Raw genomic sequence first — 23861 nt, 5'->3', positions numbered from 1 at the left:
TGTGGCAGGCTCGTGCCGGTGGAGGCCCTGAGAGACGTCGACCCCGCGCAGATCGGGGCGCATGCGCTGCTGGCCCGGCTGGGTGCCGGGGGGATGGGGCAGGTGTACCTCGGGCGTTCGCCCGGAGGGCGCCTGGTCGCCGTGAAGGTGATCCGGGACGAGATCACCGGGCATCCCGAGGCGCTGGCCCGGTTCCGGCGCGAGGCCGAGACGGTGCGTGCGGTGCGGTCGGCGTACACGGCGAACCTGATCGACGCCTCGCTGGCGGCGGCGCCGTACTGGCTGGCGACCGAGTACGTGGCGGGCCCGACGCTCGGGCATGCGGTGGCGGAGCGGGGCGGTCTGCCCGCGGACACCTGCCGGCGGCTGTTCGCGGCCCTCGCGGAGGGGCTGGCGAGTGTGCACTCGTACGGGGTGACGCACCGGGACCTCAAGCCGCAGAACGTCGTCCTGGGCGCGCAGGGGCCCCAGCTCATCGACTTCGGCATCGCGCGGGGTGTGGGGGAGACGGCCCTCACGCAGGACGGGCAGGCCCCGGGGACGCCGGGGTACACGGCGCCGGAGGTGCTGCTGGGCGCGGAGGCCGGGCCGGCGGCGGACGTCTTCGCGCTGGGCGCGACGCTGGCGTACGCGGCGACGGGGCGGCCGCCGTTCGGTACGGGCGTGGCGGCGACGGTGAGCTACCGGGCGGTGCACGAGCCGGTCGACGTGGCCGGGGTGGAGCCGGGGCTGGCGGGGCTGATCGAGGCGTGCGTGGCGAAGGAGCCGGCGGTGCGGCCGGGCCTGCGCGAGGTCATCGCCCGGTGCGGGGTGCGGGACGCGCTGATCGACGATCCGGTGTACGCGGCCCTGGGCGTGCTCGGCGACCCGGTGCCGATGCACGAGATGCGCACCGAGGGGCCCGGCCTCTCGTACGTCCCGACGCACCCCGAGCAGGCTCCGCAGCCCGCCCGGGGTACCCGGCTGCGGCGCGCTGTCCGCGTCGGCGCGGGGGTGGCCGTGGCGGTGACGCTCTCCCTGGCGGCGTGGAAGCTGCTCCCGTTCGACGGAAGCGGAAACGGCGGAGTGGCCCGGGACGGGGCCGACAAGGGTGGTGGTGCGCCGAGTACGCCGCCTGCGGGGCAGGGCGGGCAGGCCCCTGCGGCCACCGGCTCCAAGGGTGCTGCCAAACCACCGGCCGATTACATCGACAACAATCAGATATCGCGCTATGTATGGACGGGCTCCCCCGACCTGGACCTGGCTGTCCAGGGTGTCGGCCAGTGCAACCAGCCTGCCGAGGAGAAGTCTCCGGGCGCGGGCTTCCAGTCGGCCGTGTCGACCACCAGCGTCAACGGGAAGCCGGGTAGGTCCGCGTCCGTCAAGATGCGGATCAAGTACGCGGAGATGGCCCAGTCCGAGCCGCAGCCGTACTACGTGTCCGTGGCGGTCAAGTCCCCCCACGACATCGAACCGTCCACAGGCAAGCCGTTCCCGATGGACAACCGGGCCGTCGGCTACACGAGCAAACCCGTCGACATCTACACGCACTGGAAGTCTGGTGGTGATGTGACGCTCACGTACCCGGACGACTTCTCGATGCACGCCGCGGGCAAGACGTGGCCGGCTGTGCCCCTGTCCGCCGACCCCGGGGACTGGACGGTGGTCTTCTACCACGTCGAGGATGACCCTACGAAGTACGCGAGCATCGCCTGCTCCGGCTTCCAAGTGGGGTAGTAGGACATGCGACACGGCCGAATCGCACGTTGAAGTGACGGGGATGGGGGAGGGTTGACGGGTGCGCAGATTCTGGATGGTCGGCGGGATCGGGATCGGGCTGTGTCTGACGTTCGTGGCGCTCCTCGTCGTGGGGACGTACTCGGCGGCGGCGGGCCTCGTGGGGTCCGGTGCGGGTGGTCGTGCTGTCGGGTTGGCGAAGGGCGCCGTGCCGGCGAAATACCAGGCGCTGGTGGAGAAATGGGGCAACCTCTGCCCGGCCATCAACCCGGCCCTGCTCGCTGCCCAGCTGTACTCCGAGAGCGGTTGGAACCCGAGCGCCGTGAGTCCGGCGGACGCGCGAGGTATCGCGCAGTTCATTCCCGGTACGTGGGCGGGTCACGGCATTGACGGTGATGGGGACGGGGACCGGGACATCTGGGACCCGAACGACGCGATTCCCTCAGCGGCTTCCTACGACTGCCAGCTGGCCAAGGACGTGGCGAGCGTGCCGGGGGACGACGCGTCCAACATGCTGGCGGCCTACAACGCGGGGGCGTACGCCGTCATCAAGTACGGCGGGGTGCCCCCGTACAAGGAGACCCAGGGGTATGTGAAGGCCATTACGACTCTGGCCAAGAGTTTCGAGCGGCCCGTGGGGCGGGTGGCGCCCTCGCAACAGGCTGCCGGGGCGATCTACTTCGCGCAGAAGCAGCTCGGGACGCCGTATCTGTGGGGTGGCAACGGGACGCCCGATCAGGACGGGCGGTTCGACTGCTCCGGGTTGACCAAGGCCGCTTTCGAGACCGTGGGGGTCGAGTTGCCGCGGGTGGCGAACGACCAGTACAACGCCGGGTCGCACCCTTCGCGGGATCAACTCCTGCCCGGTGATCTCGTCTTCTTCTCCGACGATCTGACGAACTCCCGGGAGATTCGGCACGTCGGGCTGTATGTGGGCGGCGGGTACATGATCAACGCCCCTTACACCGGCGCCGTCATCCGGTTCGACAAGATCGACACTCCCGATTACTTCGGTGCGACGCGTGTGACCAAGGATGGTGCGGAGGCTCTTCCGGAGCGTCCCGCCGCTGGTCGGGCCTCGTAGCAACTCTCCGTAAGGCAAAGGCCCTGAGCTGCGACGATGAGTCACTCTTCGATAACGTTGGAGTGATCATTGCGTGGAGAATGGAACGTAGGAGCCAGAACGGGCGTTCCATGAGCGCGGGGGTTGATCAAGTGGGGGCGGAGGGGCGCACACAGGGGTGCGTCCGCAGGGGACCACGGCAAGGGCAAGGGGCCGCTTCACCATGGCTGGACTCACAACAGGTGGGCCGAACGTGGATGTCAGCCTGCTGTACGAGATCAACGGAGCGGCCCGGCACGCTCCGGCCTGGCTCGACCGGGTCGTGAGCCTGGTCGGGGAGTACGGGATCCTGCTGGCCCTGGTGCTCCTGGTCCTGTGGTGCTGGCGCGGTGCCCGCCGGCAGGACGATGCCACCGCCGCCGAGACCTTCGCCGCGCTCGTGTGGGCGCCGCTGGCCGCCGGAACGGCGCTGCTGGTGAATGTGCCGTTGCGTGAGTTCGTCGGGCGGCCGCGGCCGTTCGTGCAGCACGAGGGCCTCCACGTGCTCGATCCCGGCTTCGGCTCGGGGCTCGGGCACACCGAGTTCTCCTTCGTCAGCGGCCACACCACCCTCGCGATGGCCCTGGGCGTAGGCCTGTTCGTGGCGAACCGGAGGATCGGCGTCCTGGGGATCGGGCTGGCCTTCGCCGAAGGCCTCTGCCGGGTCTACATGGGCGTCCACTACCCGACCGACGTCATCGGCGCCTTCGCGCTCGGCACCGCCGTGGTGCTGCTGCTCGCGCCGCTCGCGATGGCGGCCCTGGCACCGGTGGTGCGGAGGGTGGCCCGCTCCCGGCGCGCCGGATGGCTCGTACGGGACAAGGGCCGCGCGCTGCCCCGGCCGGTTGACCTGCCGCAGGCGCAGACCCCGCCCGCGGGGCAGCGTACGCACGAGAGCGACCTCGCCGCCTGACGACGCCGGCGGGCCGGTCTCAGGCTTGCGCGTACGCGTTCCACACGGCGAGCAGCACGGCCGTCAGCAGGCACAGAAACGCCGCCACGAAGCACATCCGGACCGCCGTCGGCCTCGCCCGCGGCCTGGCCCGTGGCCGGGGGCGGAGCGTCATGGATCGCCGCCGTCGGCGTCGCGGCGGTAGCGGGAGCGCAGCCACCAGCCGGTGACCGCGGCCGCTGCCGAGGTGAGTCCGATGGCCAGGGCCACGTCGGCCGGACTGTCCGCCGAGCCCATCGGGCCGGCCCAGGCCGCGGCGGCCGGGGCGAACGCGATGAGCAGGGCCCAGAGAAGGGCGGCGAGGCGGGCTGCGGATCCTGGCATGAGTCCAGGGCATCCGCTGCGCGGCACCCCGGCCAGCCGGGCGGTCCGAACGGCCTACCTAGGGGGTCGCGTGGCGGGCCGCGTCCTTGCGCGCCAAGTCGCGGGAGCGCCGGGCCGGGCCGCTCCAGCCGCAGGTGCAGACGGCGAGGCAGAAGGATCCGCGGTCGGCGGTGGATGTGGTGTGTCCGGTCGGGGGCTCCGGCTGCGCGTGCGGCCGCGGGAGCGACAGGAAGTCAAGCGGAGGGACCGGGGTCGCTTCGGTGTGCGGTTCCACACGTCCACGGTACCGGGGCGGGCGGCGGGCGGGGAGGGCGCGTCCCCGTGACGGGAAACCCCGGACCTCGTTAAGCGGAGCGGGTGGGGGCCTCGGGCAAGCAGCGGTCATGCGTTGGGGGTTGGCAGGCGATGGTGGTTCACCGGCACAGGCGTCGGCGTGGGCGTGCGGGTGAGGCGGTGCTCGCCGCCGGCGTCACCCTGGCGGTCGCGGCGATGAGCGGATGCACGGGCGGCGGAGACGACGACCGGCCCCCGGCGGCGGACGCGGCGGCAGACGCCGCGACGGTGGTCCGCGGGGCCGCCGACGCGCTGGTGAGGACCGGCAGCGCCCGGGCCCGTACGGCCATGGAGATGGCCACGGGCGGGACCCGGGTCACGATCCGCGGCGAGGGCGGCGTCGACTTCAAGAAGCGGATGGGGCAGCTCCTGGTGATGCTCCCCGCCGATGTGAAGGGCAAGGCCGAGCACCGGCCGATCACCGAGCTGCTCGTGCCGGGCGCGCTGTACATGAAGAACCGCGGCGCGGGCGTTCCGGACGACAAGTGGGTGAGGGTCGATACGACGACCCTCGGCGACGGGAACCTGGTGACGGGCGGGGCGACCGATCCGCTGGTCGCGGCCGAGCTGCTGCGGGGCGCGCAGGAGGTGACGTACGTGGGGGAGACCGAGGTGGCGGGCACCAAGGTGCGGCACTACCGGGGGACCACGGACATCGGGCGGGCCGCGCGGAGTGCGTCGCCGGAGGTGCGGGGGGCGCTGGAGGCGGCGGCGAAAGGGTTCAGCACGGACACCGTGCCGTTCGACGCCTACCTGGACGAGGAGGGGCGGCTGCGGAAGGTCCGCCACCGCTTCACGTACGTCAACAATGGCGTGATCGATGTGTCGTCCACCACGCTGTTGTACGGGTTCGGGACGCCGGTGACCGTCGTATTGCCCGCAAGCGGGGACATTTACGCCGGGAAGGTCGCCGACCAGTGAGGCGGGTGGGGGACGGGCGGCGCGATCGGGCCATGCCCCGGTATCCGGAAATGGTCCATCCGTGTCATGCGGCGGGAGGGGCTTCCTCCCTACGCTGAGAAGCCGGGCGCCGGCGCGTGGTGCGGTGCGGTATGACCGAAGACGGCCGGTGGCCGGTGGCAGATTGAGGTGACACGCGTGACTCCCGCAGGCGGTACGACGGTGCAGGACCACGTGGCTCTCGCCGAGATCGAGCTGTGCGGTGAGCTGATCATTGCCGCATCGGCGGCGGTCGAGGAGCGGCTGAGCCTGGACCGGATCGACGAGGTCCTGCTCGGGCAGTAGGTGGTGGGTGGTAGGTGGTAGCGCCGAGCGTTTCGGTGCGGCGCCGTTGCCGGGGCGCCGCCCCGGACCCCGCGCCTCAAACGCCGGCGGGGCTGAAAGGGCGCGGCTCACACGCCGGCGGGGTTGGAGGAAGTGCCTCGAGCGTCGGCCGGGCCGGGATGGCCCGGGTGGCTACGTGCGCAGGAGCCGGGCGATGGCCTTGGTGGCTTCCTCGACCTTGGCGTCGATTTCCGTGCCGCCCTTGACCGCCGCGTCGGCGACGCAGTGCCGCAGGTGCTCCTCCAGCAGCTGGAGGGCGAAGGACTGCAGTGCCTTCGTGCTCGCCGAGACCTGGGTGAGTATGTCGATGCAGTAGACGTCCTCGTCGACGAGCCGCTGGAGGCCGCGGATCTGGCCCTCGATCCGGCGCAGCCGCTTGAGGTGCTCGTCCTTCTGGTGGTGGTAGCCGTGGACGGCTCCGGAGCCCTCCGCCTCGATGGTCGTCATAGGTCCTCCCGTGGTCCGGAACGAGGGGATGGATACCCCTCATGGGTATAGGATACCGGGCCCCGCCGCGCGAGGCAGGGGTCCGTGGTCCTCACTCTGCCCGATGGAGGACACTGGGGAACGGCCGGTTAGCCGTGGCCGGGGGATGCGCCTAGCATCAGCCTGACCGAATCCAATGCACCCCGAGGACCTCACGTGCGATTTCGTCTGACCCCCAGGGAGACGAGCTTCTACGACATGTTCGCCGCATCCGCGGACAACATCGTCACGGGCTCCAAGCTCCTGATGGAACTGCTCGGAGCGGACTCCTCCGCCCGAGCCGAGATCGCGGAGCGGATGCGGGCAGCGGAGCACGCGGGGGACGACGCCACTCATGCGATCTTCCACCAGCTGAACTCCTCCTTCATCACGCCGTTCGACCGCGAGGACATCTACAACCTGGCCTCGTCGCTCGACGACATCATGGACTTCATGGAGGAGGCCGTCGACCTCGTCGTCCTCTACAACGTGGAGGAGCTTCCCAAGGGTGTGGAGCAGCAGATCGAGGTCCTGGCGCGCGCGGCCGAGCTGACCGCCGAGGCCATGCCGCACCTGCGGACGATGGACAACCTCACCGAGTACTGGATCGAGGTCAACCGCCTTGAGAACCAGGCCGACCAGATCCACCGCAAGCTGCTCGCCCAGCTCTTCAACGGCAAGTACGACGCCATCGAGGTGCTGAAGCTCAAGCAGATCGTCGACGTGCTCGAAGAGGCGGCCGACGCGTTCGAGCACGTTGCGAACACGGTGGAGACCATCGCGGTCAAGGAGTCCTGAACCTCGTGGACACCTTCGCTCTGGTCGTGACCATCGCTGTCGCGCTCGGTTTCACATACACGAACGGTTTTCACGACTCCGCGAACGCGATCGCGACCTCCGTCTCGACGCGGGCGCTGACCCCGCGCGCGGCGCTGGCGATGGCGGCCGTGATGAACCTCGCCGGTGCCTTCCTGGGCAGCGGCGTGGCCAAGACGGTCAGCCAGGGTCTGATCGAGACGCCCCACGGCAGCACGGGCATGTGGATCCTGTTCGCGGCGCTGGTCGGCGCGATCGTGTGGAACCTGATCACCTGGTACTTCGGGCTGCCCTCGTCCTCCTCGCACGCCCTCTTCGGCGGCATGGTGGGTGCGGCGCTGGCCGGTGGTACCGAGGTCATCTGGTCGGGAGTCATCGACAAGGTCGTCATCCCGATGTTCGTCTCGCCGGTCGTCGGCCTGGTCGTCGGCTACCTGGTGATGGTGGCCATCCTGTGGATGTTCCGCCGGTCCAACCCGCACAAGGCGAAGCACGGTTTCCGTATCGCGCAGACGGTGTCGGCGGCGGCCATGGCGCTCGGCCACGGGCTCCAGGACGCGCAGAAGACGATGGGCATCGTCGTGATGGCGCTGGTCATCGCCGATGTGCAGACCGCCGACGCGGCGATCCCGGTCTGGGTCAAGATCGCGTGTGCCGTGATGCTGTCGCTGGGTACGTACGCGGGCGGCTGGCGCATCATGCGTACCCTCGGCCGCAAGATCATCGAGCTGGACCCGCCGCAGGGCTTCGCGGCCGAGACCACCGGTGCCTCGATCATGTTCGGCTCGGCGTTCCTCTTCCACGCGCCGATCTCCACCACCCACGTGATCACCTCGGCGATCATGGGTGTGGGCGCGACCAAGCGGGTGAACGCGGTCCGCTGGGGCGTCGCCAAGAACATCGTCATGGGCTGGTTCATCACGATGCCGGCCGCGGCCCTGGTCGCCGCGCTCAGCTTCTGGGTCGTGAACCTGGCCTTCGGCTAGCGGGATCGAACGAGGAACGAAAGCGGGCCGGCTCCCCCCACCCAGGGGGAGCCGGCCCTTTTTCTTTCTTTCGCCTTGCGGTGGCACCGCCATGCAGCACCGCAGGACGTCTGGTCCCGGGTTTAGCCGAAGCGACCCGAGATGTAGTCCTCGGTCGCCTGCACGGACGGGTTCGAGAAGATCCGGTCCGTGTCGTCGAGCTCGATGAGCTTGCCGGGCCGGCCGACGGCCGAGAGGTTGAAGAAGGCGGTGCGGTCGGAGACGCGGGCCGCCTGCTGCATGTTGTGCGTCACGATGACGATCGTGAAGCGCTCCTTGAGCTCGCCGATCAGGTCCTCGATCGCCAGCGTGGAGATCGGGTCGAGGGCCGAGCAGGGCTCGTCCATCAGCAGGACCTGGGGCTCGACCGCGATGGCGCGGGCGATGCACAGACGCTGCTGCTGGCCGCCGGAGAGGCCGGAGCCGGGCTTGTTCAGGCGGTCCTTGACCTCGTTCCAGAGGTTGGCGCCCTGGAGCGACTTCTCGACGATGTCCGTGAGCTCGGACTTCTTGAAGCTGCCGTTCAGGCGCAGGCCCGCCGCGACGTTGTCGAAGATCGACATGGTGGGGAAGGGGTTCGGGCGCTGGAAGACCATGCCGACGGTGCGGCGGACCGCGACCGGGTCCACGCCGGTGCCGTACAGGTTCTCGTCGTCCAGCAGCACCTTGCCCTCGACGCGGCCGCCGGGGGTGACCTCGTGCATGCGGTTGAGGGTGCGCAGGAAGGTGGACTTGCCGCAGCCGGAGGGGCCGATGAAGGCCGTCACCGAGCGGGGCTCCACGGTCATCGAGATGTCATCGATGGCCTTGTGGGTGCCGTAGAAGGCGGACAGTCCGGAGACGTCGATTCGCTTCGCCATGAGGGGTCACTTCGCTTTCATAGGTCGCGTCAGCGACCGGTCTTCGGGGCCTTCCAGCGGGCGATGCCGCGGGCCACCAGATTGAGGATCATGACGAAGGCGATCAGGACGAGCGCTGCGGCCCATGCCCGGTCGTAGGAGGGTTCACTACCGACCTTGTACTGCTCCCAGATGTAGAGGGGGAGCGAGGACTGGGCGCCTTCGAAGGGGTTGCCATTGATCAGCTGGGTACCGAAGACCAGCAGCATGATCGGTGCGGTCTCGCCGGCGATGCGGGCGACGGCCAGCATCACGCCGGTGGAGATGCCGCCGATGGCGGTGGGGAGCACGACCTTGAGGATCACGCGCCACTTCGGCACACCGAGGGCGAGGGCCGCCTCGCGCAGCTCGTTCGGGACGAGCTTGAGCATCTCCTCGGTGGAGCGGACCACGACCGGCATCATCAGGATCGACAGGGCCATCGCGCCGGCGAAGCCGGACGGGCCGAAGCCGAGCATCAGGTTCCAGGTCGTCAGGATGAACAGACCCGCGACGATGGAGGGGATGCCGGTCATCACGTCGACGAAGAAGGTGACGGACCGGGCGAGGCGGCCGTTGCCGTACTCGACCAGGTAGACGGCGGTCAGCAGGCCGATGGGGGCCGCGATCAAGGTGGCGAGGGCGACCTGCTCGATGGTGCCGAGCAGGGCGTGGTAGACGCCGCCGCCCTCGTCGAAGCTGGTCACGCCGTTCATGGAGTGGCTGAGGAAGGTGCTGCTCAGCAGCTCCAGCCCGCGGCTGATCGTGGTCCACATCAGCGAGAGCAGCGGGATGACCGCGAGGACGAAGGAGACCCACATGAGTGAGGTCGCGACACGGTCCTTGGCCTGGCGGCGGTTCTCGATCACCGCGCTGGCGGTGTACGTGATGGCGATGAACAGCAGGGCCGCGAGGAGCCCCCACTGGACCTTGCTGTGCAGGTCGAAGACGAGGCCGATGCCGCAGCCGAGGGCGATCGCGAGGACCGCGATGCCGGCCGGTGCCCAGCGGGGCAGGCCGCCGCGGGTGAGGCTGGTGGGGGCGGCGGACTTACGGGCCCGGGTGGGCCGCTGGTCCTGGATTGCGTGGCTCATCAGGCGTTCGCCCCCGAGAAGTCCTTGCGGCGAGCGATGATCAGGCGAGCTGCACCGTTGACCAGCAGGGTGAGCAGGAAGAGGACGAGACCGGAGGCGATGAGCGCGTCCCGGCCGAACTCGTTGGCCTCGTCGAACTTCGCGGCGATGTTCTGCGCGAAGGTGCCGCCACCCGGGTTCAGGATGTGGCCGGAGATCAGGAAGCTCGGGGAGAGGACGGTCGCGACGGCCATGGTCTCGCCGAGGGCGCGGCCGAGGCCGAGCATCGAGGCGGAGATGACGCCGGAGCGGCCGAAGGGCAGCACCGACATCCGGATGACCTCCCAGCGGGTCGCGCCGAGGGCCAGTGCGGCCTCCTCGTTCATGCGCGGGACCTGGAGGAAGACCTCACGGCTGACGCTGGTCACGATCGGCAGGATCATGATCGCGAGCAGGATGCCGACGGTGAAGAGCGAGCGGGCGACGCCGACCTGGGTCTTCTCGAAGACGTACGTCCAGCCGAGGTACTCGTCCAGCCAGAGGTTCAGGCCGTTCAGCTGCGGGACGAGGAAGAGGGCGCCCCAGATGCCGTAGATGATCGACGGCACGGCTGCCAGCAGGTCGACCACGTACGCGAGGGGCGCGGCCAGCTTGCGCGGCGCGTAGTGCGAGATGAACAGGGCGATGCCGACAGCGATCGGAACCGCGATGGCCATCGCGATGATCGAGCTGACGACGGTGCCGAAGAGCAGGACGGCGATGCCGAAGACGGGCGGGTTGGCCGACGCGTTCCAGTCGAAGGTGGTGAGGAAGTTCCCCTCGTTCTTCGACAGGGCGATCGTGGCGCGGTAGGTGAGGAAGGCGGCGATCGACGCCATGATCACCAGGAGCAGGATGCCGGAGCCCTTGGAGAGCCCGGCGAAGATCTTGTCACCGGCGCGGCCGGTGGACCTTCCGCTCTTGGCGACAGGCGGAGCCGTGTCTATCTGCGTGGGTGTGGTGGAAGCCATGGTCTTTCCGGTCTGTGTGGGGGGCAGGCCCCCTGGCGGCGGTGCACCGGATTCCCCCGGGTGGGAGGGGAAGGTCCCCGAGGTGTCGGCTGCCCGGACGGGGGTGGCCGACACCTCGGGGGTCAGGATTACTTCAGCGAGGTGATGACCTCACGGACCTTCGCGTTGATCTCGGCCGGGATCGGCGCGTAGCCGTTCTCGAGGAGGACCTTCTGGCCCGCGTCCGAGGCGGCGTAGTTCAGGAAGGACTTCACGGTCGGGAGCGTCTCGGCCTTGTTGCCCGTGTCGCAGACGACCTCGTAGGTCACCAGGACGAGCGGGTAGGCGCCCTCGGCCTTGGTGGTGTAGTCGAGCTTCAGGGCCAGGTCGGAGCCGGTGCCGGAGACCTTCGCGGCGGCGATGGCCTTGGAGGCGTTCTCACCGGTGGCCTTGACCGGGGCGGCGGCGCCCGTGTTCAGGTCGACGGTCTTGATGCCCTGGGCGCTGGCGAAGGAGAGCTCGAAGTAGCCGATCGCGCCGTCGACCTGCTTGACCTGCGCGGCGACACCGGCGGAGCCGGAGGCGGCCTGGCCACCCGGGGCGGCCCACTTCTTCGCGGCCTCGTGCGGCCAGGCGTCGGGAGCGGCGGCCTTCAGGTACTTGGTGACGTTCTCGGTGGTGCCCGAGTCGTCGGAGCGGTGGAACGCCTGGATGGCGGTGGAGGGAAGCGTGACGCCGGGGTTCAGCTTCTTGATCGCCTCGTCGTCCCACTTCTTGATCTTGTCGTTGAAGATGTTGGCGACCGTGGCGGCGTCGAGGTTCAGCTTGTCCACGCCGGCGACGTTGAAGCCGAGGGCGACCGGGCCGCCGACCATCGGGAGGTCGATGCCCTGACCACCGGTGCAGATCTTCTTCGACTCCTCGACCTGCTCCGGCTTCAGCGCCGAGTCGGAGCCGGCGAAGCCGACGGTGCCCTGGTTGAAGGCGACGATGCCCTCACCGGAGGAGGAGGACTTGTAGTTGACCTCGACGCCGGAGCAGGCGGCCATGTAGTTCTTGATCCACAGCTCGATCGCGTTCTTCTGCGCGGAGGAGCCGGAAGCCAGGAGCTTGCCCTTGGCGTTGTCGCACTTGATGTCGCCCGCGGCCGCCGCGGAGGGCTTCGCCGAGCCGTCGGCACCCTTGGTGTTGTCGTCCGAGCCGCACGCCGTGAGGACCAGGGCGCCGGACACGACAAGCGCCCCGAGGGCGGAGGCACGAAGCATGTTCTTGCGCTGAAGCTTCACTTTTCGGGTGTTCCTTCCAGAAGCCGCCGGCCGCTTTCTGTATCGGGGCGGCGTGCGAAGAGGACTACGTGACTGGTGCGCGGTTGAGCTGCTCCGTCTGCGGGCGACTCGCTCCGTGCATCACCGAAATTAGGCAGAACAGGTGAAGCAGCCGACCGGGCCAAGTGAACGGACGGTGAACCGTGGCGGACGACCCGGTGTGACACCGTCTGATCGCATGCGGCCGTCATCATCTGTTACCCATACGTTATCGCGGCGTGACCGCAGGCTCGGGAAGCCAGATGTGGTGGAATTCCAGCCGCGCGGCTTCGACCTCGTGGCGCTGGTCGGCGTGCAGGACGCCGAGGGCGTACGCCGTCGCCGGGGCGATGCGCGGGGTGCGGGCCGCCGTCGCCGAGGCGGTCGCCGCCTCGGCCGCGTCGCGGTGCCGGTCCAGGGCACGGCCCGCGGCCGCCGAGCGGGTCACGTCCTCGCACAGCGCCTCCCGCGCGTACCGGTGGATCCGCAGCAGGCGGCGTACCTCGTGCCAGGGCACGTCGTGATCCGCGTTGTACGGATGGGTGGCGTCGACCGGCGGCAGCACCGAGACCGCCGCCGACAGTCGGGTTTCGGCCACGGCCGCCAGCGGGACCAGTACGTCCGTCACCCGGCCCCGGGCCGCGACCGCGTCGAGCGGAACGTCCGAGGCCAGCACCGCCACCGCGTCCGCCACCGCGTGGAAGCGGGAGGAGCCGAGGGCTTGGAGGGTGGCCGAGTGGGCGCGCGTACGGGCCAGGGTCAGCTGGCGCTCCAGCAGGGCGCCCGCACGCGCCGAGCCCACCGTCAGCGCGCCGGCGGCGCCGGCCGAACCGCGCGGAGCCGGCAGTTCAGGGGACCCCGACAGCCGGTGCAGGGCGTCCATCAGCCGGGTCAGCCGGACCGCGTACGCGTGCTCGTCCGCCAGGGTCGCGGACAGCCAGACCAGCTCGGTGCGCAGCCCGTCGGCCCAGGAGGACTCGGTCACCACCCGGAAAGTGGCCAGGGATCCGCTGATGCGGCGCGCGGCCCCCCGCAGGCCGCGCGCCGCATCGCTTCCTTCGGCGGCGTCGGCCCCGCTCGCCGTGCTTTCACCGTGTAGGCGCAGCGCGCGGAGGAAAGCGGTGGCCTGGGCCCGCAGGTACGCGCCGAGCACGTCACCCGCGTCCGCCGTCGTCGCCGTAATCGGGTCATGGTTTGGCTGAGCCACGCCGGCGCCTCCGGGCGTCTATGAGCATCTCCTGTACGTGCCGCAGCGGCAGGCCGTCCGCGTCCGTGCTGTGCCGGGTCCATTCGCCGTCCGGGCCCAGGTGCCAGGAGGAGGTGGAGTCGGACATCCCGGTTTCCAGCATCCGGTCCAGTGCCGCGCGGTGGGCCGGGTCGGCGACCCTGACCAGTGCCTCGATGCGGCGGTCGAGATTGCGGTGCATCATGTCGGCGCTGCCGATCCACACCTCGGGTTCGCCGCCGTTGCCGAAGGCGAAGACCCGGGAGTGCTCCAGGAAGCGGCCGAGGATCGAGCGGACCCGGATGTTCTCCGAGAGCCCGGGGACTCCGGGGCGCACCGCGCAGATCCCGCGCACCCAGATGTCGACGGGCACGCCCGCCTGGGCGGCCCGGTAGAGCGAGTCGATGAGGGCCTCGTCGACGATCGAGTTCATCTTGAGCCGGACGTACGCGGGGCGGCCGGCCTTGTGGTGGGCGGCTTCCTTGTCGATCCGCGCGATCAGTCCGTCCCGCAGCGAGCGGGGCGCCACCATCAGCCGGCGGTAGGTCTCGCGGCGCGAGTAGCCGGACAGTCGGTTGAAGAGGTCGGAGAGGTCCGCGCCGACCTGCGGGTCGGCGGTGAGCAGGCCGAGGTCCTCGTAGAGCCGGGCGGTCTTGGGGTGGTAGTTGCCGGTGCCCACGTGCGAGTAGCGGCGCAGCTGGTCGCCCTCCTGGCGGACGACGAGCGACAGCTTGCAGTGGGTCTTGAGGCCGACGAGCCCGTAGACGACGTGGCAGCCGGACTCCTCCAGCTTGCGCGCCCACTTGATGTTGGCCTGCTCGTCGAAGCGGGCCTTGATCTCGACGAGTACGAGGACCTGCTTGCCGGAGTCGGCGGCGTCGACCAAGGCGTCCACGATCGGGGAGTCGCCGGAGGTCCGGTAGAGCGTCTGCTTGATCGCGAGGACGTCCGGGTCGGCGGCGGCCTGCTCCAGGAAGGCCTGCACCGAGGTGGAGAAGGAGTCGTACGGGTGGTGCAGCAGGACGTCCCGCTCGCGCAGGGCGGCGAAGATGTCGGGCGCCGACGCGGACTCGACCTCGGCGAGGTCGCGGTGGGTGCCGGCGACGAACTTCGGGTACTTCAGCTCCGGGATGTCCAGCGAGGAGATGCCGAAGAGGGCGGTCAGGTCCAGCGGGCCGGGCAGCGGGTAGACCTCGGAGGTGTTGACCTTCAGCTCCTGGACCAGCAGGTCCAGTACGCCGGGGTCGATGGACTCCTCGACCTCCAGGCGCACGGGCGGGCCGAAGCGGCGCCGCATGAGCTCCTTCTCCAAGGCCTGGAGGAGGTTCTCGGCGTCGTCCTCCTCGACCTCCAGATCCTCGTTGCGGGTCACCCGGAACATGTGGTGCGCGAGCACCTCCATGCCGGGGAACAGCTCCTCCAGGTGCGCGGCGATGACGTCCTCCAGCGGGACGTAGCGCTGCGGGGAGGCCTCCAGGAAGCGGGAGAGGAGCGGCGGGACCTTGACCCGGGCGAAGTGGCGGTGGCCGCTGACGGGGTTGCGCACGACCACGGCCAGGTTCAGGGAGAGGCCGGAGATGTACGGGAACGGGTGCGCGGGGTCCACGGCCAGCGGGGTCAGCACCGGGAAGATCTGGTTGCGGAACAGGGTGAAGAGGCGCGCCTGCTCCTTCTCGGTGAGATCGGGCCAGCGGATCAGGTGGACGCCCTCCTCGGCCAGCGCCGGGGAGATGTCCTGCTGGAAGCAGGCGGCGTGCCGGGCCATGAGCTCGCGCGAGCGCGTCCAGATGAGGTCCAGCACCTCGCGGGGCTGCAGGCCCGAGGCCGAACGGGTGGCGACACCGGTCGCGATGCGCCGCTTGAGGCCGGCCACGCGGACCATGAAGAACTCGTCGAGGTTGCTCGCGAAGATCGCCAGGAAGTTCGCGCGCTCCAGCAGCGGGGTCGTCGGGTCCTCGGCGAGCTCCAGCACCCGCTCGTTGAAGGCGAGCCAGCTGCGCTCCCGGTCGAGGAAGCGGCCCGGGGGGAGCTCGTCGCCGTCCTTGTCGTCCTCGTAGGCGTCCAGATCGGCGTCGAGATCGGGCTCCAGGTCTACGTGCGGGCGGTGCGCGGAGATGGACCCTATGCGGGCGTGGGCTCCGGTGACGGACCGGCCGGGGGCGGCGCCGGTGCCGGTGGCGCCGGGGGCGCTGCCGGGGGTCTGAGACGGGTGCTGGGCGGGGACCTCGGTGGGGCCTGCGCTGGGCTTGTGGCTCATGACTCCATTCTTCCGCGCACGCGGGAGGACAGGCACGTCGGACGGGTCGGCCGTCAGTCGGAGTCGGGGCTGCATTGGGGGAGAGTCGCAAGCGGTTCTGAATGCCCGGTTAATGGCGTGTGGCTTCCTGGGTCCGGCGGGGTGCACGACTTGCCTCCCGGCGGGGGTGGCGGGGGCGGGGCGTGCGACCCCGGCGTGCCGGGCGCGGGGCCGGTGCGGGGGCTCCGCCGCCGGGCCCCGCCCCTGCCCGTGCCTCAGGCGCCGACGGGGGTGAAAGATCGGGGCTCCGCCCCGGACCCCGCGCCTCAAACGCCGGCGGGGCTGGATTGGGCCGGCGGGGCTGGAAGGGCCGGCACGGCTGGATCGGGGCGGCCGGGGTCAGCTTTCCGTGCGGTACATCAGGTCCACCTCGTGGGTGGTGAAGCCGAGGCCCTCGTAGACCGCCAGGGCCGCCGGGTTGTCGGCGTCCACGTAGAGCATCGCCGTCGGGAGGCCCTGGGCCGCCAGGTGGCGCAGGCCGATCGCCGTGAGGGCCTTGCCGAGGCCGCCGCCCTGGGCGCCCGGGCGGACACCGACCACATAGACCTCGCCCAGCCCCTCCGCCGCGTGGACCTTCGTCCAGTGGAAGCCGACGAGCTCCCCGTCGCGCTCCGCGAGGAAGAAGCCCTTGGGGTCGAACCACGGCTGCGCGATCCGGTCGTCGAGGTCGCGCTGGGTCAGCGAGCCCTGCTCCGGGTGGTGGGCGAAGGCGGCCGCGTTCGCCGTGAGCCAGGCGGCGTCGTCGGTGCCGGGCACGAAGGTCCGTACGGTCACCCCGGGCGGGAGCACCGGCTCCGGCAGCGGGGCGCCGTCGGCCAGCGGCCGGCGCAGCTGGCGGAGCTCGCGGAACAGGGTCAGGCCGAGGACCTGGGCGAGGTGGCGGGCGGCCGACTTGCCGCCGTGGGCCCAGACCCGCAGCCGCTTGCCGGAGGCGGCCAGCAGGGCCGTGCCCATGGCGCGCCCGTGGCCGCGCCCGCGCAGCGCCGGGTGGACGACGAGCTCGGCGGCCGGGGCCTCGACCGGGTCGGTGTCCTCCAGTTGGCCGTAGGCGGAGAGCCGGCCGCTCTCGGTGAGCAGGAAGTGCCGGATTCCTTCGCGCGGCCCGCCGCGCAGCTGGAGCCGTCCCTGTTCGGACACGGCGGTGGTGCCGTCCGTACGTGCCGCGTCCTCGATGAGGTCGAGTACGGCGCCCGCCTGTTCCTCCGTCAGCTCGTCGAGAGTCTGAATCTGCCGTCCCGGCTCCAGGGCCGCTGCTGCGTCAGTCATGGCACGAGCCTACGACCGCCGTGGGGAGGGGCGGAGTGCGGGCGCGTGGTCGGTGCTTCTTCTGCGCGTAACCAAGGCGATACCCCTACCCCCTGGTAGAGCTACGCGCGTTGACCTTAGGCTTCGGCGGACCTCCCAAGTCTTACCGCTGTCACATAAGGGGACTAAATGTCAGCGACGCCACAACGGCACCGCCGAACCCGCCGGTTGACCCTCGCCGCTCTCGCCGTCACGGCCGGGGCCGGTGCGATGGTCGCGGCCGCACTTCCGGCCGGTGCCGCGAGTGGTGGCGGCTCGGCCAAGAGCCGGACCGTCGATGTCCAGATGCTGTCGTTCAACGACTTCCACGGCACGCTGGAGCCCCCGCAGGGTTCCTCCGGCACCGTGACCGAACGTCAGGCCGACGGCACCACCAAGGCCATACCCGCAGGCGGTGTCGAGTACCTCGCGACCAGCCTGCGCGAGGCCCGCAAGGGCCACGAGTACTCCGTCACGGCCGCGGCCGGCGACATGATCGGCGGCAGCCCGATGCTGTCCGGGCTCTTCCACGACGAGCCCAGCATCGAGGCGCTGAACAAGCTCGGCCTGGACGTGTCCAGCGTCGGCAACCACGAGTTCGACGAGGGCAAGACCGAGCTGCGCCGCATGGCGTACGGCGGTTGCCACCCGGTCGAGGGCTGCTTCGAGTACGGCAAGGACTTCACGGGCGCCGAGTTCCAGTACCTGGCCGCGAACGTCACGGACGAGAAGACCAAGCGTCCGCTGATGTCGCCCACGTACATCTGGAAGAAGGGGGACGTGAAGATCGGCTTCATCGGCGTCACCCTGGAGGGCACTCCGGACGTCGTGACCGCCGAGGGCGTCAAGGGCCTCAAGTTCGGCGACGAGATCGAGACGATCAACAAGTACGCCGCCGAGCTGAACAAGCAGGGCGTGAAGTCGATCGTGGCGCTGATCCACGAGGGCGGCCTGCCCTCGAACGGCGCGTACAACTACGACTGCGACATCCCGGGCGCCGGCGCCGGCATCTCGGGCGCGATCGTGGACATCGCCAAGAACGTGGACTCCAAGGTCGACGCGCTGGTCACGGGCCACACGCACCAGGCCTACGCCTGCAACATCCCCGACCCGGCGGGCAACCCGCGCGCGGTGACCTCCGCGGCCTCCATCGGCCGTGTGATCACCGACACCACCCTCACCTACGACCGGCAGACCAAGGACATCGTCCGTACGCCGGTCGCCTCGCCGAAGCCGGTCAACAAGGTCGTCGCCCGCGACCAGCCCAAGGCCGCGGACATGACCGAGCTGCTCCAGCGCTGGAACGAGCTGGCGGCCCCGATCGCCAACCGCCCGCAGGGCTTCATCTCGGCGGACATCCCGGGCCGCGGCTCGGCGGAGCCCGAGAAGCCGCTCGGCGACCTGATCGCCGACGCGCAGCTCGAGGCGCTCGCCCCGGCGGACAAGGGCGGCGCGCAGCTGGCCATCATGAACCCGGGCGGCATCCGTTCGGACCTCGCCCACAAGGCCTCGGGCAGCGAGGGCGACGGCGTGGTGACGTACGGCGAGTCCTTCACGGTCCAGCCGTTCACCAACATGATGAACATCGTGGACCTGACCGGCGCGCAGCTGATCACCGCGCTCCAGCAGCAGGTCAGCGGCCCGGTCAACGGACCGAGCCCGAAGATCCTGCAGGTGTCGAAGGGCTTCACGTACACCCTGGACATGACGAAGGCGGGCGCCGACCGCATCGTCGTCGACTCGGTGAAGCTGAACGGCGCGGCCATCGACCCCGCCAGGACCTACCGGGTCGCGATGAACGAGTTCCTCGCGGGCGGTGGTGACGGCTTCACCGTCCTGAAGGAGCACAAGAACAAGCTCGTGGGCGCGTCCGACCTGGACTGCTTCAACGCCTACCTGACGAACAACTCCTCGGAGGCGGCCCCGATCGCCCCGCCGGCGGCGAACCGGATCACCGTCATCAAGTAGCACCCGCGTGCGGTACCCCTGGAGGGGCGGTGGGCCATGGGCCCGCCGCCCCTCCGGCTTTTCCCCGTGCACCCCCGTGGCGCGGGGATCAGAGGGAGGCCAGGAACGTCCCGACGGCCGCGTGGACCCCTTCCGGATCCGTGAACGGCACGAAGTGATCGCCGTCGAGGGGCGTGTACGAGGTCTTCGGGCGCCGGGCGGCCATCGCCTCGGCGGTCGCCCGCGGGAGGGCGTGGCTGCGGATGCCGTTGATCACCAGGGCCGGGCAGTCGCTCGCGAGCCAGGCGTCCCAGTGGTCGCCACGGCACTCCTCGACGGAGTCGAGCACGTCCTGCGGGTGGAAGGGCATCCGCCAGCCCGCCCCGCCGGGCAGCGGGCGCAGTCCCGGGGTGACGAGTTCGGCGGCCGCTCCGGCGGCGGCGATGAGCTCCTCGCGGGTGGACGCGGTGTACGGGAGGCCGCGCAGGAAGCCGAACCAGTCCGACTCGGCGGGGTGGACCTCCACGGAGGTGTCGACATTGACGAGGGCCGAGACCCGGCCGGGGTGGGCGGCGGCCAGGTGGTAGGCGTTGAGCCCGCCGAGTGAGTAGCCGAGTACGGCGACGGGGGCGTCCAGGCCCAGGTGGTCGAGCAGGGCGACGGCGTCGCGTACGTACCCCTCGCGGCGGTAGTCGGGGGCGCGGTCGGAGTCCCCGTGGCCGCGCTGGTCGGGAGCGATGACCCGCCACCGGCCGCGCAGGGCCTCGGCGAGGCCGGTGAAGGCGGCGCCCTCGGACATACCGCCGTGCAGGGCGAGGAGCGGGCGGCCGGCGCCGCCGAAGTCCAGGTAGGAGAGGGTCCGGTCGTCGGTCTTCAGCTCGTGGCGCATGGCTCTTGCCTCCTGCGGGCCGGCGGATCCGGCGATGACGTGGGCTGACGTGCGATGACTGAAGCCTGCCAGGATTTGGGCAACCGCGCAATACGTTTGTATTGGGCAGTTGCGCAAAAGGAGGCGCGGCTACCATCCCGGCATGGGAAATCGCGAGGACCTGCTGGCCGGAGCCCGGCGCTGCCTGGAGGAGAAGGGGTACCTGCGCACGACCGTGCGCGATATCGCCTCGGCGTCGAAGGTGAGCATGGCCGCGATCGGCTACCACTTCGGGTCCCGGGAGGCCCTGCTCAACCTGGCGCTGTTCGCGGCCATGGACGAATGGGCCGCGGGGTCGGGCCGGCTCGCCGGGCAGGGCGAAACCGCCGAGGAGCGCTACGCCGACACCTGGGACCGCAAGATCCGCGACTTCGGCGAGATGCGCTGGCTCTGGACCGCCTCCGTCGAGGCCTTCGTCCACGCCCAGTCCTCGCCCGAACTGCTCGCGATCCTGGCCGAGGGGCAGCGCCGGTCACGGCGCATGGTGGCCGCGCAGCTGTCCGGCGTGCCGGAGGGCGAGGTCGCGGAGGAGGAGGTCCGCTCGCTCGGGTCCGTGCACATCGCGCTGCTGTCCGGGGTGATGGTGCAGGCCCTGACCGATCCGGAGCAGGCGCCGAACGGGCGGGAGCTCGCCCGGGGGCTGCGGCGGATGGCCGAGCTGCTGGACGGCTGATCCCGCGGGGCGCCGCCGGGTCCGCCGGGTCCACCGACTCCGCGTTCGCACTCGTCCGTACCCGTGGGTAGTAAAGCTGACGTGTGCACGCCATAATCCGGCCATCACCGGGTCGGCGAAGGGGCGGGCATGGGCATCGGCATGGGTACGGGCGCGAGCACGGGTACGGGAACGGGCGCGAGGACGGGCACGGGCATGGGCCGGCGGGCGTTCCTCGTCGGGGCGCTGGCCGCGGGCGCGGCCCTCAAAGTGGCCGCCGCACCCGCGTCGGCCACCGCACTCGGCACGCAGGACTGGATGGCCGGCCTCGGTGACTCCACGGCCCTCCAGCGGATGACCATCCCCGGCACCCACGACTCCGGCGCCACCAAGGGCGGCCTCTACGTCGCCTGCCAGAACACCTCGATCACCCAGCAGCTCGACTCCGGAATCCGCTTCCTCGACGTCCGCTGCCGGGCCACGGGCGGCTCCTTCGCCATCCACCACGCGGCCTTCTTCCAGGACCTGATGTTCGGGGACGTCCTCGTCGCCTGCGCGAACTTCCTCGCGGCACATCCCTCCGAAACCGTCCTGATGCGCGTCAAGCAGGAGTACTCGCAGGAGAGCGACGCCACCTTCCGCGCCGTCTTCGACGACTACCTGAACAACCGCGGCTGGCGGTCCCTGTTCCGGATCGCCGACACCCTGCCCACCCTCGGACAGGCCCGCGGCAAGGTGGTCCTGCTCGCCGACAACGGCGGCCTGCCGGGCCTGCGCTACGGCGACGGCAATGTCTTCGACATCCAGGACGACTACAACACGGAGCCCTTCGCCAAGCGCGGCCGGATCGAGAACCACTTCCGCAAGGCCGTCCAGCAGCCCGGCAAGCTCTTCGTGAACTACGTCAGCACCGCCGCGTACATGCCGCCGCGCTGGAACTCGGACCGCCTGGGCCCGCAGGTCCACGGCTTCGTCGACGGCGGGGAACTGGCCGGCCGGACCGGGCTCGGCATTGTCCCCATGGACTTCCCGAACACCCGCTCCGGCCTGGTCGCCTCACTGATCCGGCACAACTGACGGATCGGAGGGCGGCGGCATCGGCGCCCCCGGGATGCGGAGCACCGCCTCGGTGCCCTCCGCGCCGTCGGCCGCCGCCCGCAGTTCGGCGCTGCCGCCGGCGCGGGCCACCGTACGGGCCACGATCGACAGGCCCAGTCCGCTGCCCGGCAGCGCGCGGGCCGACTGGGACCGCCAGAACCGCTCGAAGACGTGCGGCAGCTCCTCGGCCGGAATGCCCGGACCGTGGTCCCGTACGGTCAGCCGGCCCGCCCGCAGCGTCACCTCGACGGTGCCGCCCGGCGGGCTGAACTTCACCGCGTTGTCCAGCACGTTGACCACGGCCCGCTCCAGCGCGGCCGCCTCGCCCCGTACGTACCAGGGCCGCAGGTCCGAGTCGAAGCGCAGCTCCGGACCGCGCAGCCGGGCCCGGGACAGCGCGGACCCGGTGATCTCGTGCAGGGCGACCACTCCGAGCGGGCCGGGGGAGGCCGCGTCGGGCCGGGACAGCTCCTGGAGGTCACCGATCAGCGAGGCCAGTTCCGTCATCTGCGCCTTGACCGAGGCCAGCAGCTCCCGCCGGTCGTCGGGCGGGATGGCCCGGCCGGTCTCGTCGCTGCGCGCGAGCAGCTCGATGTTGGTGCGCAGCGAGGTCAGCGGGGTGCGCAGCTCGTGCCCGGCGTCCGCGATCAACTGGGCCTGGCGCTCCTGGGAGGAGGCGAGGGCCGCCGTCATCGAGTTGAAGGACCGCGACAGGCGGGCGATCTCGTCGTCGCCCGCGTGCGGGATCCGTACGGTCAGGTCCTCGGTCCGGGCGATGTGCTCGACGGCGTCGGTCAGTTCGTCGACGGGCTGCAGTCCCGTACGGGCCACCCACAGGCCGGCGGCGCCCGCGCCGACGACCCCGATGCCGCACACCAGGAGCAGCACCCAGGCCAGGGTGGACAGGGGCTTGTCGATGTCGGCGAGCGGTTTGGCGATGGAGACACCGCCGAAGACCTGGCCGGTGTTGGGGGCCGCCACCGGAATCGTGTAGACGCGCATCTCGACGCCGTCGGAGGTGGTCACGCTCTGCAGGGTCTTGCCCCGCTTGCCCGCCGCGATCTGCTTGTCGGCCTCGGTCACGGGCAGGGCGGTGGGCCCGGCGACCCAGCAGTGGCTGCCGCCCGGGAGGACGATCTGGACGGTCGCGCCCAGGTTCCCGGCGATCTGCTGCCGGGGCTGCTGCGGCGGCGCGAGGCAGTCGTTCTGCATCAGGGTCCGGCTCACCTCGGCGCCTACGTTCGTCGCCATCAGGGAGCGGTCGAGCTGTTCGCGCAGCTGGGTGCGGACCATCACCCAGGACACCGCCGCCACGCCCGCGACGGCGAGCGCCACCGCCACCGTGACCAGCAGGGCGAGCCGGGAGCGCAGCGGCAGCGCGCGGAATCTGGCGGTCGGGCTCACTCGGGCCCGCTCTCGCCGGCACGCAGGGCGTAGCCGACCCCGCGCACGGTGTGGACCAGGCGCGGTTCGCCGCCGGCCTCGGTCTTGCGGCGCAGGTACATCACGTACACGTCCAGGGAGTTGGAGCTGGGCTCGAAGTCGAAGCCCCAGACGGTCTTGAGGATCTGCTCGCGGGTCAGGACCTGGCGCGGGTGCGCGAGGAACATCTCCAGCAGCGTGAACTCGGTCCGGGTCAGTTCCACCGGCCGCCCGGCCCGGGTGACCTCGCGGGTCGCGAGGTCCATGCGCAGGTCGCCGAAGGTCAGGGCGTCCTCGTGGCTCTCGGCGCCGGCCCGCGGGGCCGCGTAGGAGCTGCGGCGCAGCAGGGCGCGAACGCGGGCGAAGAGCTCGTCGAGCTCGAACGGCTTGACGAGGTAGTCGTCGGCGCCCGCGTCGAGGCCGGTGACGCGGTCGCCGACGGTGTCCCGTGCGGTCAGCATCAGGATCGGTGTGACGCTGCCGCCCGCCCGCAGCCGACGGGCGGCCGTCAGCCCGTCCATCCGGGGCATCTGGATGTCCAGGACGATCAGGTCGGGAGCGTACGAGGCCGCCCGGTCGAGAGCGTCGAGCCCGTCGACGGCGGTCTGTACGGCGTACCCCTCGAAGGCGAGACTGCGGCGCAGGGCCTCGCGTACGGCCGGTTCGTCGTCCACGACGAGGATCCGCGCTTCGCCTTCGGCGGGGTTCATGGATGGGTCTCCCAGGAGTGGTGGTCGGCCGGGGGTGC

The 23861-nt window shown here is 70.7% G+C and carries 23 protein-coding genes; 10 read left to right on the top strand and 13 right to left on the bottom strand.

What is annotated here, in order from left to right:
* Positions 1-18: 18 nt before the first annotated feature.
* The 3 genes from ACIQZO_RS37175 (at position 19) to ACIQZO_RS37165 (ending at position 3731) form a co-directional block, all read left to right on the top strand.
* Complete coding sequence (locus ACIQZO_RS37175) at positions 19-1716, top strand: serine/threonine-protein kinase (RefSeq protein ID WP_403635370.1); 1698 nt, start codon at positions 19-21, stop codon at positions 1714-1716.
* A gap of 76 nt (positions 1717-1792) precedes the next feature.
* Positions 1793-2800, top strand: a complete 1008-nt coding sequence (locus ACIQZO_RS37170) for an NlpC/P60 family protein (RefSeq protein WP_403635369.1) — start codon at positions 1793-1795, stop codon at positions 2798-2800.
* A 202-nt stretch (positions 2801-3002) separates the two neighbouring features.
* Positions 3003-3731 (top strand): phosphatase PAP2 family protein, encoded by a 729-nt coding sequence (locus ACIQZO_RS37165; protein ID WP_403635367.1) that lies wholly within the window; start codon positions 3003-3005, stop codon positions 3729-3731.
* Positions 3732-3881: 150 nt separating this feature from the next.
* Here the strand turns inward: ACIQZO_RS37165 and ACIQZO_RS37160 are convergent, their stop codons facing one another.
* Both ACIQZO_RS37160 and ACIQZO_RS37155 read right to left on the bottom strand, forming a co-directional pair.
* Positions 3882-4094, bottom strand: coding sequence for a hypothetical protein (locus ACIQZO_RS37160; protein WP_403635365.1), 213 nt, complete (start codon positions 4092-4094; stop codon positions 3882-3884).
* Between the two features lie 58 nt (positions 4095-4152).
* Complete coding sequence (locus ACIQZO_RS37155; RefSeq protein ID WP_403635363.1) at positions 4153-4368, bottom strand: hypothetical protein; 216 nt, start codon at positions 4366-4368, stop codon at positions 4153-4155.
* Positions 4369-4499: 131 nt separating this feature from the next.
* Here ACIQZO_RS37155 and ACIQZO_RS37150 point away from each other — a divergent pair, with 131 nt between their 5' ends.
* Together ACIQZO_RS37150 and ACIQZO_RS37145 are read left to right on the top strand one after the other, a co-directional pair.
* Positions 4500-5348, top strand: coding sequence for a hypothetical protein (locus ACIQZO_RS37150; protein ID WP_403635362.1), 849 nt, complete (start codon positions 4500-4502; stop codon positions 5346-5348).
* Positions 5349-5525: 177 nt separating this feature from the next.
* Complete coding sequence (locus ACIQZO_RS37145; RefSeq protein WP_162498481.1) at positions 5526-5672, top strand: hypothetical protein; 147 nt, start codon at positions 5526-5528, stop codon at positions 5670-5672.
* 171 nt (positions 5673-5843) lie between these two features.
* Here ACIQZO_RS37145 and ACIQZO_RS37140 read toward each other — a convergent pair whose 3' ends face one another.
* Positions 5844-6158, bottom strand: coding sequence for a metal-sensitive transcriptional regulator (locus tag ACIQZO_RS37140; RefSeq protein ID WP_030009310.1), 315 nt, complete (start codon positions 6156-6158; stop codon positions 5844-5846).
* Positions 6159-6353: 195 nt separating this feature from the next.
* Here ACIQZO_RS37140 and ACIQZO_RS37135 point away from each other — a divergent pair, with 195 nt between their 5' ends.
* Both ACIQZO_RS37135 and ACIQZO_RS37130 read left to right on the top strand, forming a co-directional pair.
* Positions 6354-6974 carry a DUF47 domain-containing protein gene (locus ACIQZO_RS37135; protein ID WP_008742369.1) on the top strand — a complete coding sequence of 207 codons (621 nt, stop codon included), beginning with the start codon at positions 6354-6356 and terminating at the stop codon, positions 6972-6974.
* A gap of 5 nt (positions 6975-6979) precedes the next feature.
* Entirely contained in the window at positions 6980-7978 is a 999-nt protein-coding gene (locus ACIQZO_RS37130) for an anion permease (protein WP_403635360.1), read from the top strand.
* A 122-nt stretch (positions 7979-8100) separates the two neighbouring features.
* Here ACIQZO_RS37130 and pstB read toward each other — a convergent pair whose 3' ends face one another.
* From pstB to mshD, 7 genes are all read right to left on the bottom strand, one after another.
* Entirely contained in the window at positions 8101-8877 is a 777-nt protein-coding gene (gene pstB, locus ACIQZO_RS37125) for a phosphate ABC transporter ATP-binding protein PstB (RefSeq protein ID WP_403635359.1), read from the bottom strand.
* A 29-nt stretch (positions 8878-8906) separates the two neighbouring features.
* Positions 8907-9989 carry a phosphate ABC transporter permease PstA gene (pstA, locus tag ACIQZO_RS37120; protein ID WP_403635357.1) on the bottom strand — a complete coding sequence of 361 codons (1083 nt, stop codon included), beginning with the start codon at positions 9987-9989 and terminating at the stop codon, positions 8907-8909.
* A complete protein-coding gene (pstC, locus tag ACIQZO_RS37115) occupies positions 9989-10978 on the bottom strand; it encodes a phosphate ABC transporter permease subunit PstC (protein ID WP_030387243.1) in 990 nt (329 codons plus the stop codon). Before pstC ends, pstA begins: the two co-directional genes overlap by 1 nt.
* Before the next feature lie 128 nt (positions 10979-11106).
* Positions 11107-12243, bottom strand: coding sequence for a phosphate ABC transporter substrate-binding protein PstS (gene pstS, locus ACIQZO_RS37110; RefSeq protein ID WP_403635355.1), 1137 nt, complete (start codon positions 12241-12243; stop codon positions 11107-11109).
* Between the two features lie 247 nt (positions 12244-12490).
* On the bottom strand, positions 12491-13468 hold the full coding sequence (locus tag ACIQZO_RS37105) for a CHAD domain-containing protein (protein ID WP_403635353.1): 978 nt from the start codon (positions 13466-13468) through the stop codon (positions 12491-12493).
* Positions 13449-15743: an RNA degradosome polyphosphate kinase gene (locus ACIQZO_RS37100; RefSeq protein ID WP_403635352.1), complete on the bottom strand. Its 2295-nt coding sequence runs from the start codon at positions 15741-15743 to the stop codon at positions 13449-13451. The genes ACIQZO_RS37105 and ACIQZO_RS37100 overlap by 20 nt, the downstream gene beginning before the upstream one ends.
* Before the next feature lie 378 nt (positions 15744-16121).
* Positions 16122-17048, bottom strand: coding sequence for a mycothiol synthase (mshD, locus tag ACIQZO_RS37095; RefSeq protein ID WP_403635350.1), 927 nt, complete (start codon positions 17046-17048; stop codon positions 16122-16124).
* A gap of 168 nt (positions 17049-17216) precedes the next feature.
* Here mshD and ACIQZO_RS37090 point away from each other — a divergent pair, with 168 nt between their 5' ends.
* On the top strand, positions 17217-19034 hold the full coding sequence (locus ACIQZO_RS37090) for a bifunctional metallophosphatase/5'-nucleotidase (RefSeq protein ID WP_403635348.1): 1818 nt from the start codon (positions 17217-17219) through the stop codon (positions 19032-19034).
* Between the two features lie 88 nt (positions 19035-19122).
* Here the strand turns inward: ACIQZO_RS37090 and ACIQZO_RS37085 are convergent, their stop codons facing one another.
* Positions 19123-19902 (bottom strand): alpha/beta fold hydrolase, encoded by a 780-nt coding sequence (locus tag ACIQZO_RS37085; protein ID WP_403635347.1) that lies wholly within the window; start codon positions 19900-19902, stop codon positions 19123-19125.
* A 142-nt stretch (positions 19903-20044) separates the two neighbouring features.
* On the opposite strand from ACIQZO_RS37085, the gene ACIQZO_RS37080 reads away from it, so the two are divergent.
* Positions 20045-20614 carry a TetR/AcrR family transcriptional regulator gene (locus tag ACIQZO_RS37080; RefSeq protein WP_403635345.1) on the top strand — a complete coding sequence of 190 codons (570 nt, stop codon included), beginning with the start codon at positions 20045-20047 and terminating at the stop codon, positions 20612-20614.
* Between the two features lie 141 nt (positions 20615-20755).
* Positions 20756-21670, top strand: a complete 915-nt coding sequence (locus ACIQZO_RS37075; RefSeq protein WP_403635391.1) for a phosphatidylinositol-specific phospholipase C — start codon at positions 20756-20758, stop codon at positions 21668-21670.
* Here the strand turns inward: ACIQZO_RS37075 and ACIQZO_RS37070 are convergent.
* Together ACIQZO_RS37070 and ACIQZO_RS37065 are read right to left on the bottom strand one after the other, a co-directional pair.
* Entirely contained in the window at positions 21650-23095 is a 1446-nt protein-coding gene (locus ACIQZO_RS37070) for a sensor histidine kinase (RefSeq protein ID WP_403635343.1), read from the bottom strand. The genes ACIQZO_RS37075 and ACIQZO_RS37070 overlap by 21 nt on opposite strands.
* Positions 23092-23823 carry a response regulator transcription factor gene (locus ACIQZO_RS37065; protein ID WP_403635341.1) on the bottom strand — a complete coding sequence of 244 codons (732 nt, stop codon included), beginning with the start codon at positions 23821-23823 and terminating at the stop codon, positions 23092-23094. The genes ACIQZO_RS37070 and ACIQZO_RS37065 overlap by 4 nt, the downstream gene beginning before the upstream one ends.
* Positions 23824-23861: the final 38 nt, after the last annotated feature.

The organism is Streptomyces sp. NPDC097617 (assembly GCF_044761485.1).
Classification (GTDB): domain Bacteria; phylum Actinomycetota; class Actinomycetes; order Streptomycetales; family Streptomycetaceae; genus Streptomyces.
This window is presented reverse-complemented; position numbering and strand designations above follow the sequence as displayed.

What these genes read in the sequence shown, in the direction of transcription:
- mshD (WP_403635350.1), bottom strand. Translation starts at nt 17,048, where the DNA reads ATGACTGACGCAGCAGCGGCCCTGGAGCCGGGACGGCAGATTCAGACT.
- ACIQZO_RS37100 (WP_403635352.1), bottom strand. Translation starts at nt 15,743, where the DNA reads ATGAGCCACAAGCCCAGCGCAGGCCCCACCGAGGTCCCCGCCCAGCAC.
- ACIQZO_RS37075 (WP_403635391.1), top strand. Translation starts at nt 20,756, where the DNA reads ATGGGTACGGGCGCGAGCACGGGTACGGGAACGGGCGCGAGGACGGGC.
- ACIQZO_RS37170 (WP_403635369.1), top strand. Translation starts at nt 1,793, where the DNA reads ATGGTCGGCGGGATCGGGATCGGGCTGTGTCTGACGTTCGTGGCGCTC.
- pstC (WP_030387243.1), bottom strand. Translation starts at nt 10,978, where the DNA reads ATGGCTTCCACCACACCCACGCAGATAGACACGGCTCCGCCTGTCGCC.
- ACIQZO_RS37140 (WP_030009310.1), bottom strand. Translation starts at nt 6,158, where the DNA reads ATGACGACCATCGAGGCGGAGGGCTCCGGAGCCGTCCACGGCTACCAC.
- ACIQZO_RS37090 (WP_403635348.1), top strand. Translation starts at nt 17,217, where the DNA reads ATGTCAGCGACGCCACAACGGCACCGCCGAACCCGCCGGTTGACCCTC.
- pstA (WP_403635357.1), bottom strand. Translation starts at nt 9,989, where the DNA reads ATGAGCCACGCAATCCAGGACCAGCGGCCCACCCGGGCCCGTAAGTCC.
- ACIQZO_RS37085 (WP_403635347.1), bottom strand. Translation starts at nt 19,902, where the DNA reads ATGCGCCACGAGCTGAAGACCGACGACCGGACCCTCTCCTACCTGGAC.
- pstB (WP_403635359.1), bottom strand. Translation starts at nt 8,877, where the DNA reads ATGGCGAAGCGAATCGACGTCTCCGGACTGTCCGCCTTCTACGGCACC.
- ACIQZO_RS37165 (WP_403635367.1), top strand. Translation starts at nt 3,003, where the DNA reads ATGGCTGGACTCACAACAGGTGGGCCGAACGTGGATGTCAGCCTGCTG.
- ACIQZO_RS37065 (WP_403635341.1), bottom strand. Translation starts at nt 23,823, where the DNA reads ATGAACCCCGCCGAAGGCGAAGCGCGGATCCTCGTCGTGGACGACGAA.
- ACIQZO_RS37150 (WP_403635362.1), top strand. Translation starts at nt 4,500, where the DNA reads ATGGTGGTTCACCGGCACAGGCGTCGGCGTGGGCGTGCGGGTGAGGCG.
- ACIQZO_RS37080 (WP_403635345.1), top strand. Translation starts at nt 20,045, where the DNA reads ATGGGAAATCGCGAGGACCTGCTGGCCGGAGCCCGGCGCTGCCTGGAG.
- ACIQZO_RS37160 (WP_403635365.1), bottom strand. Translation starts at nt 4,094, where the DNA reads ATGCCAGGATCCGCAGCCCGCCTCGCCGCCCTTCTCTGGGCCCTGCTC.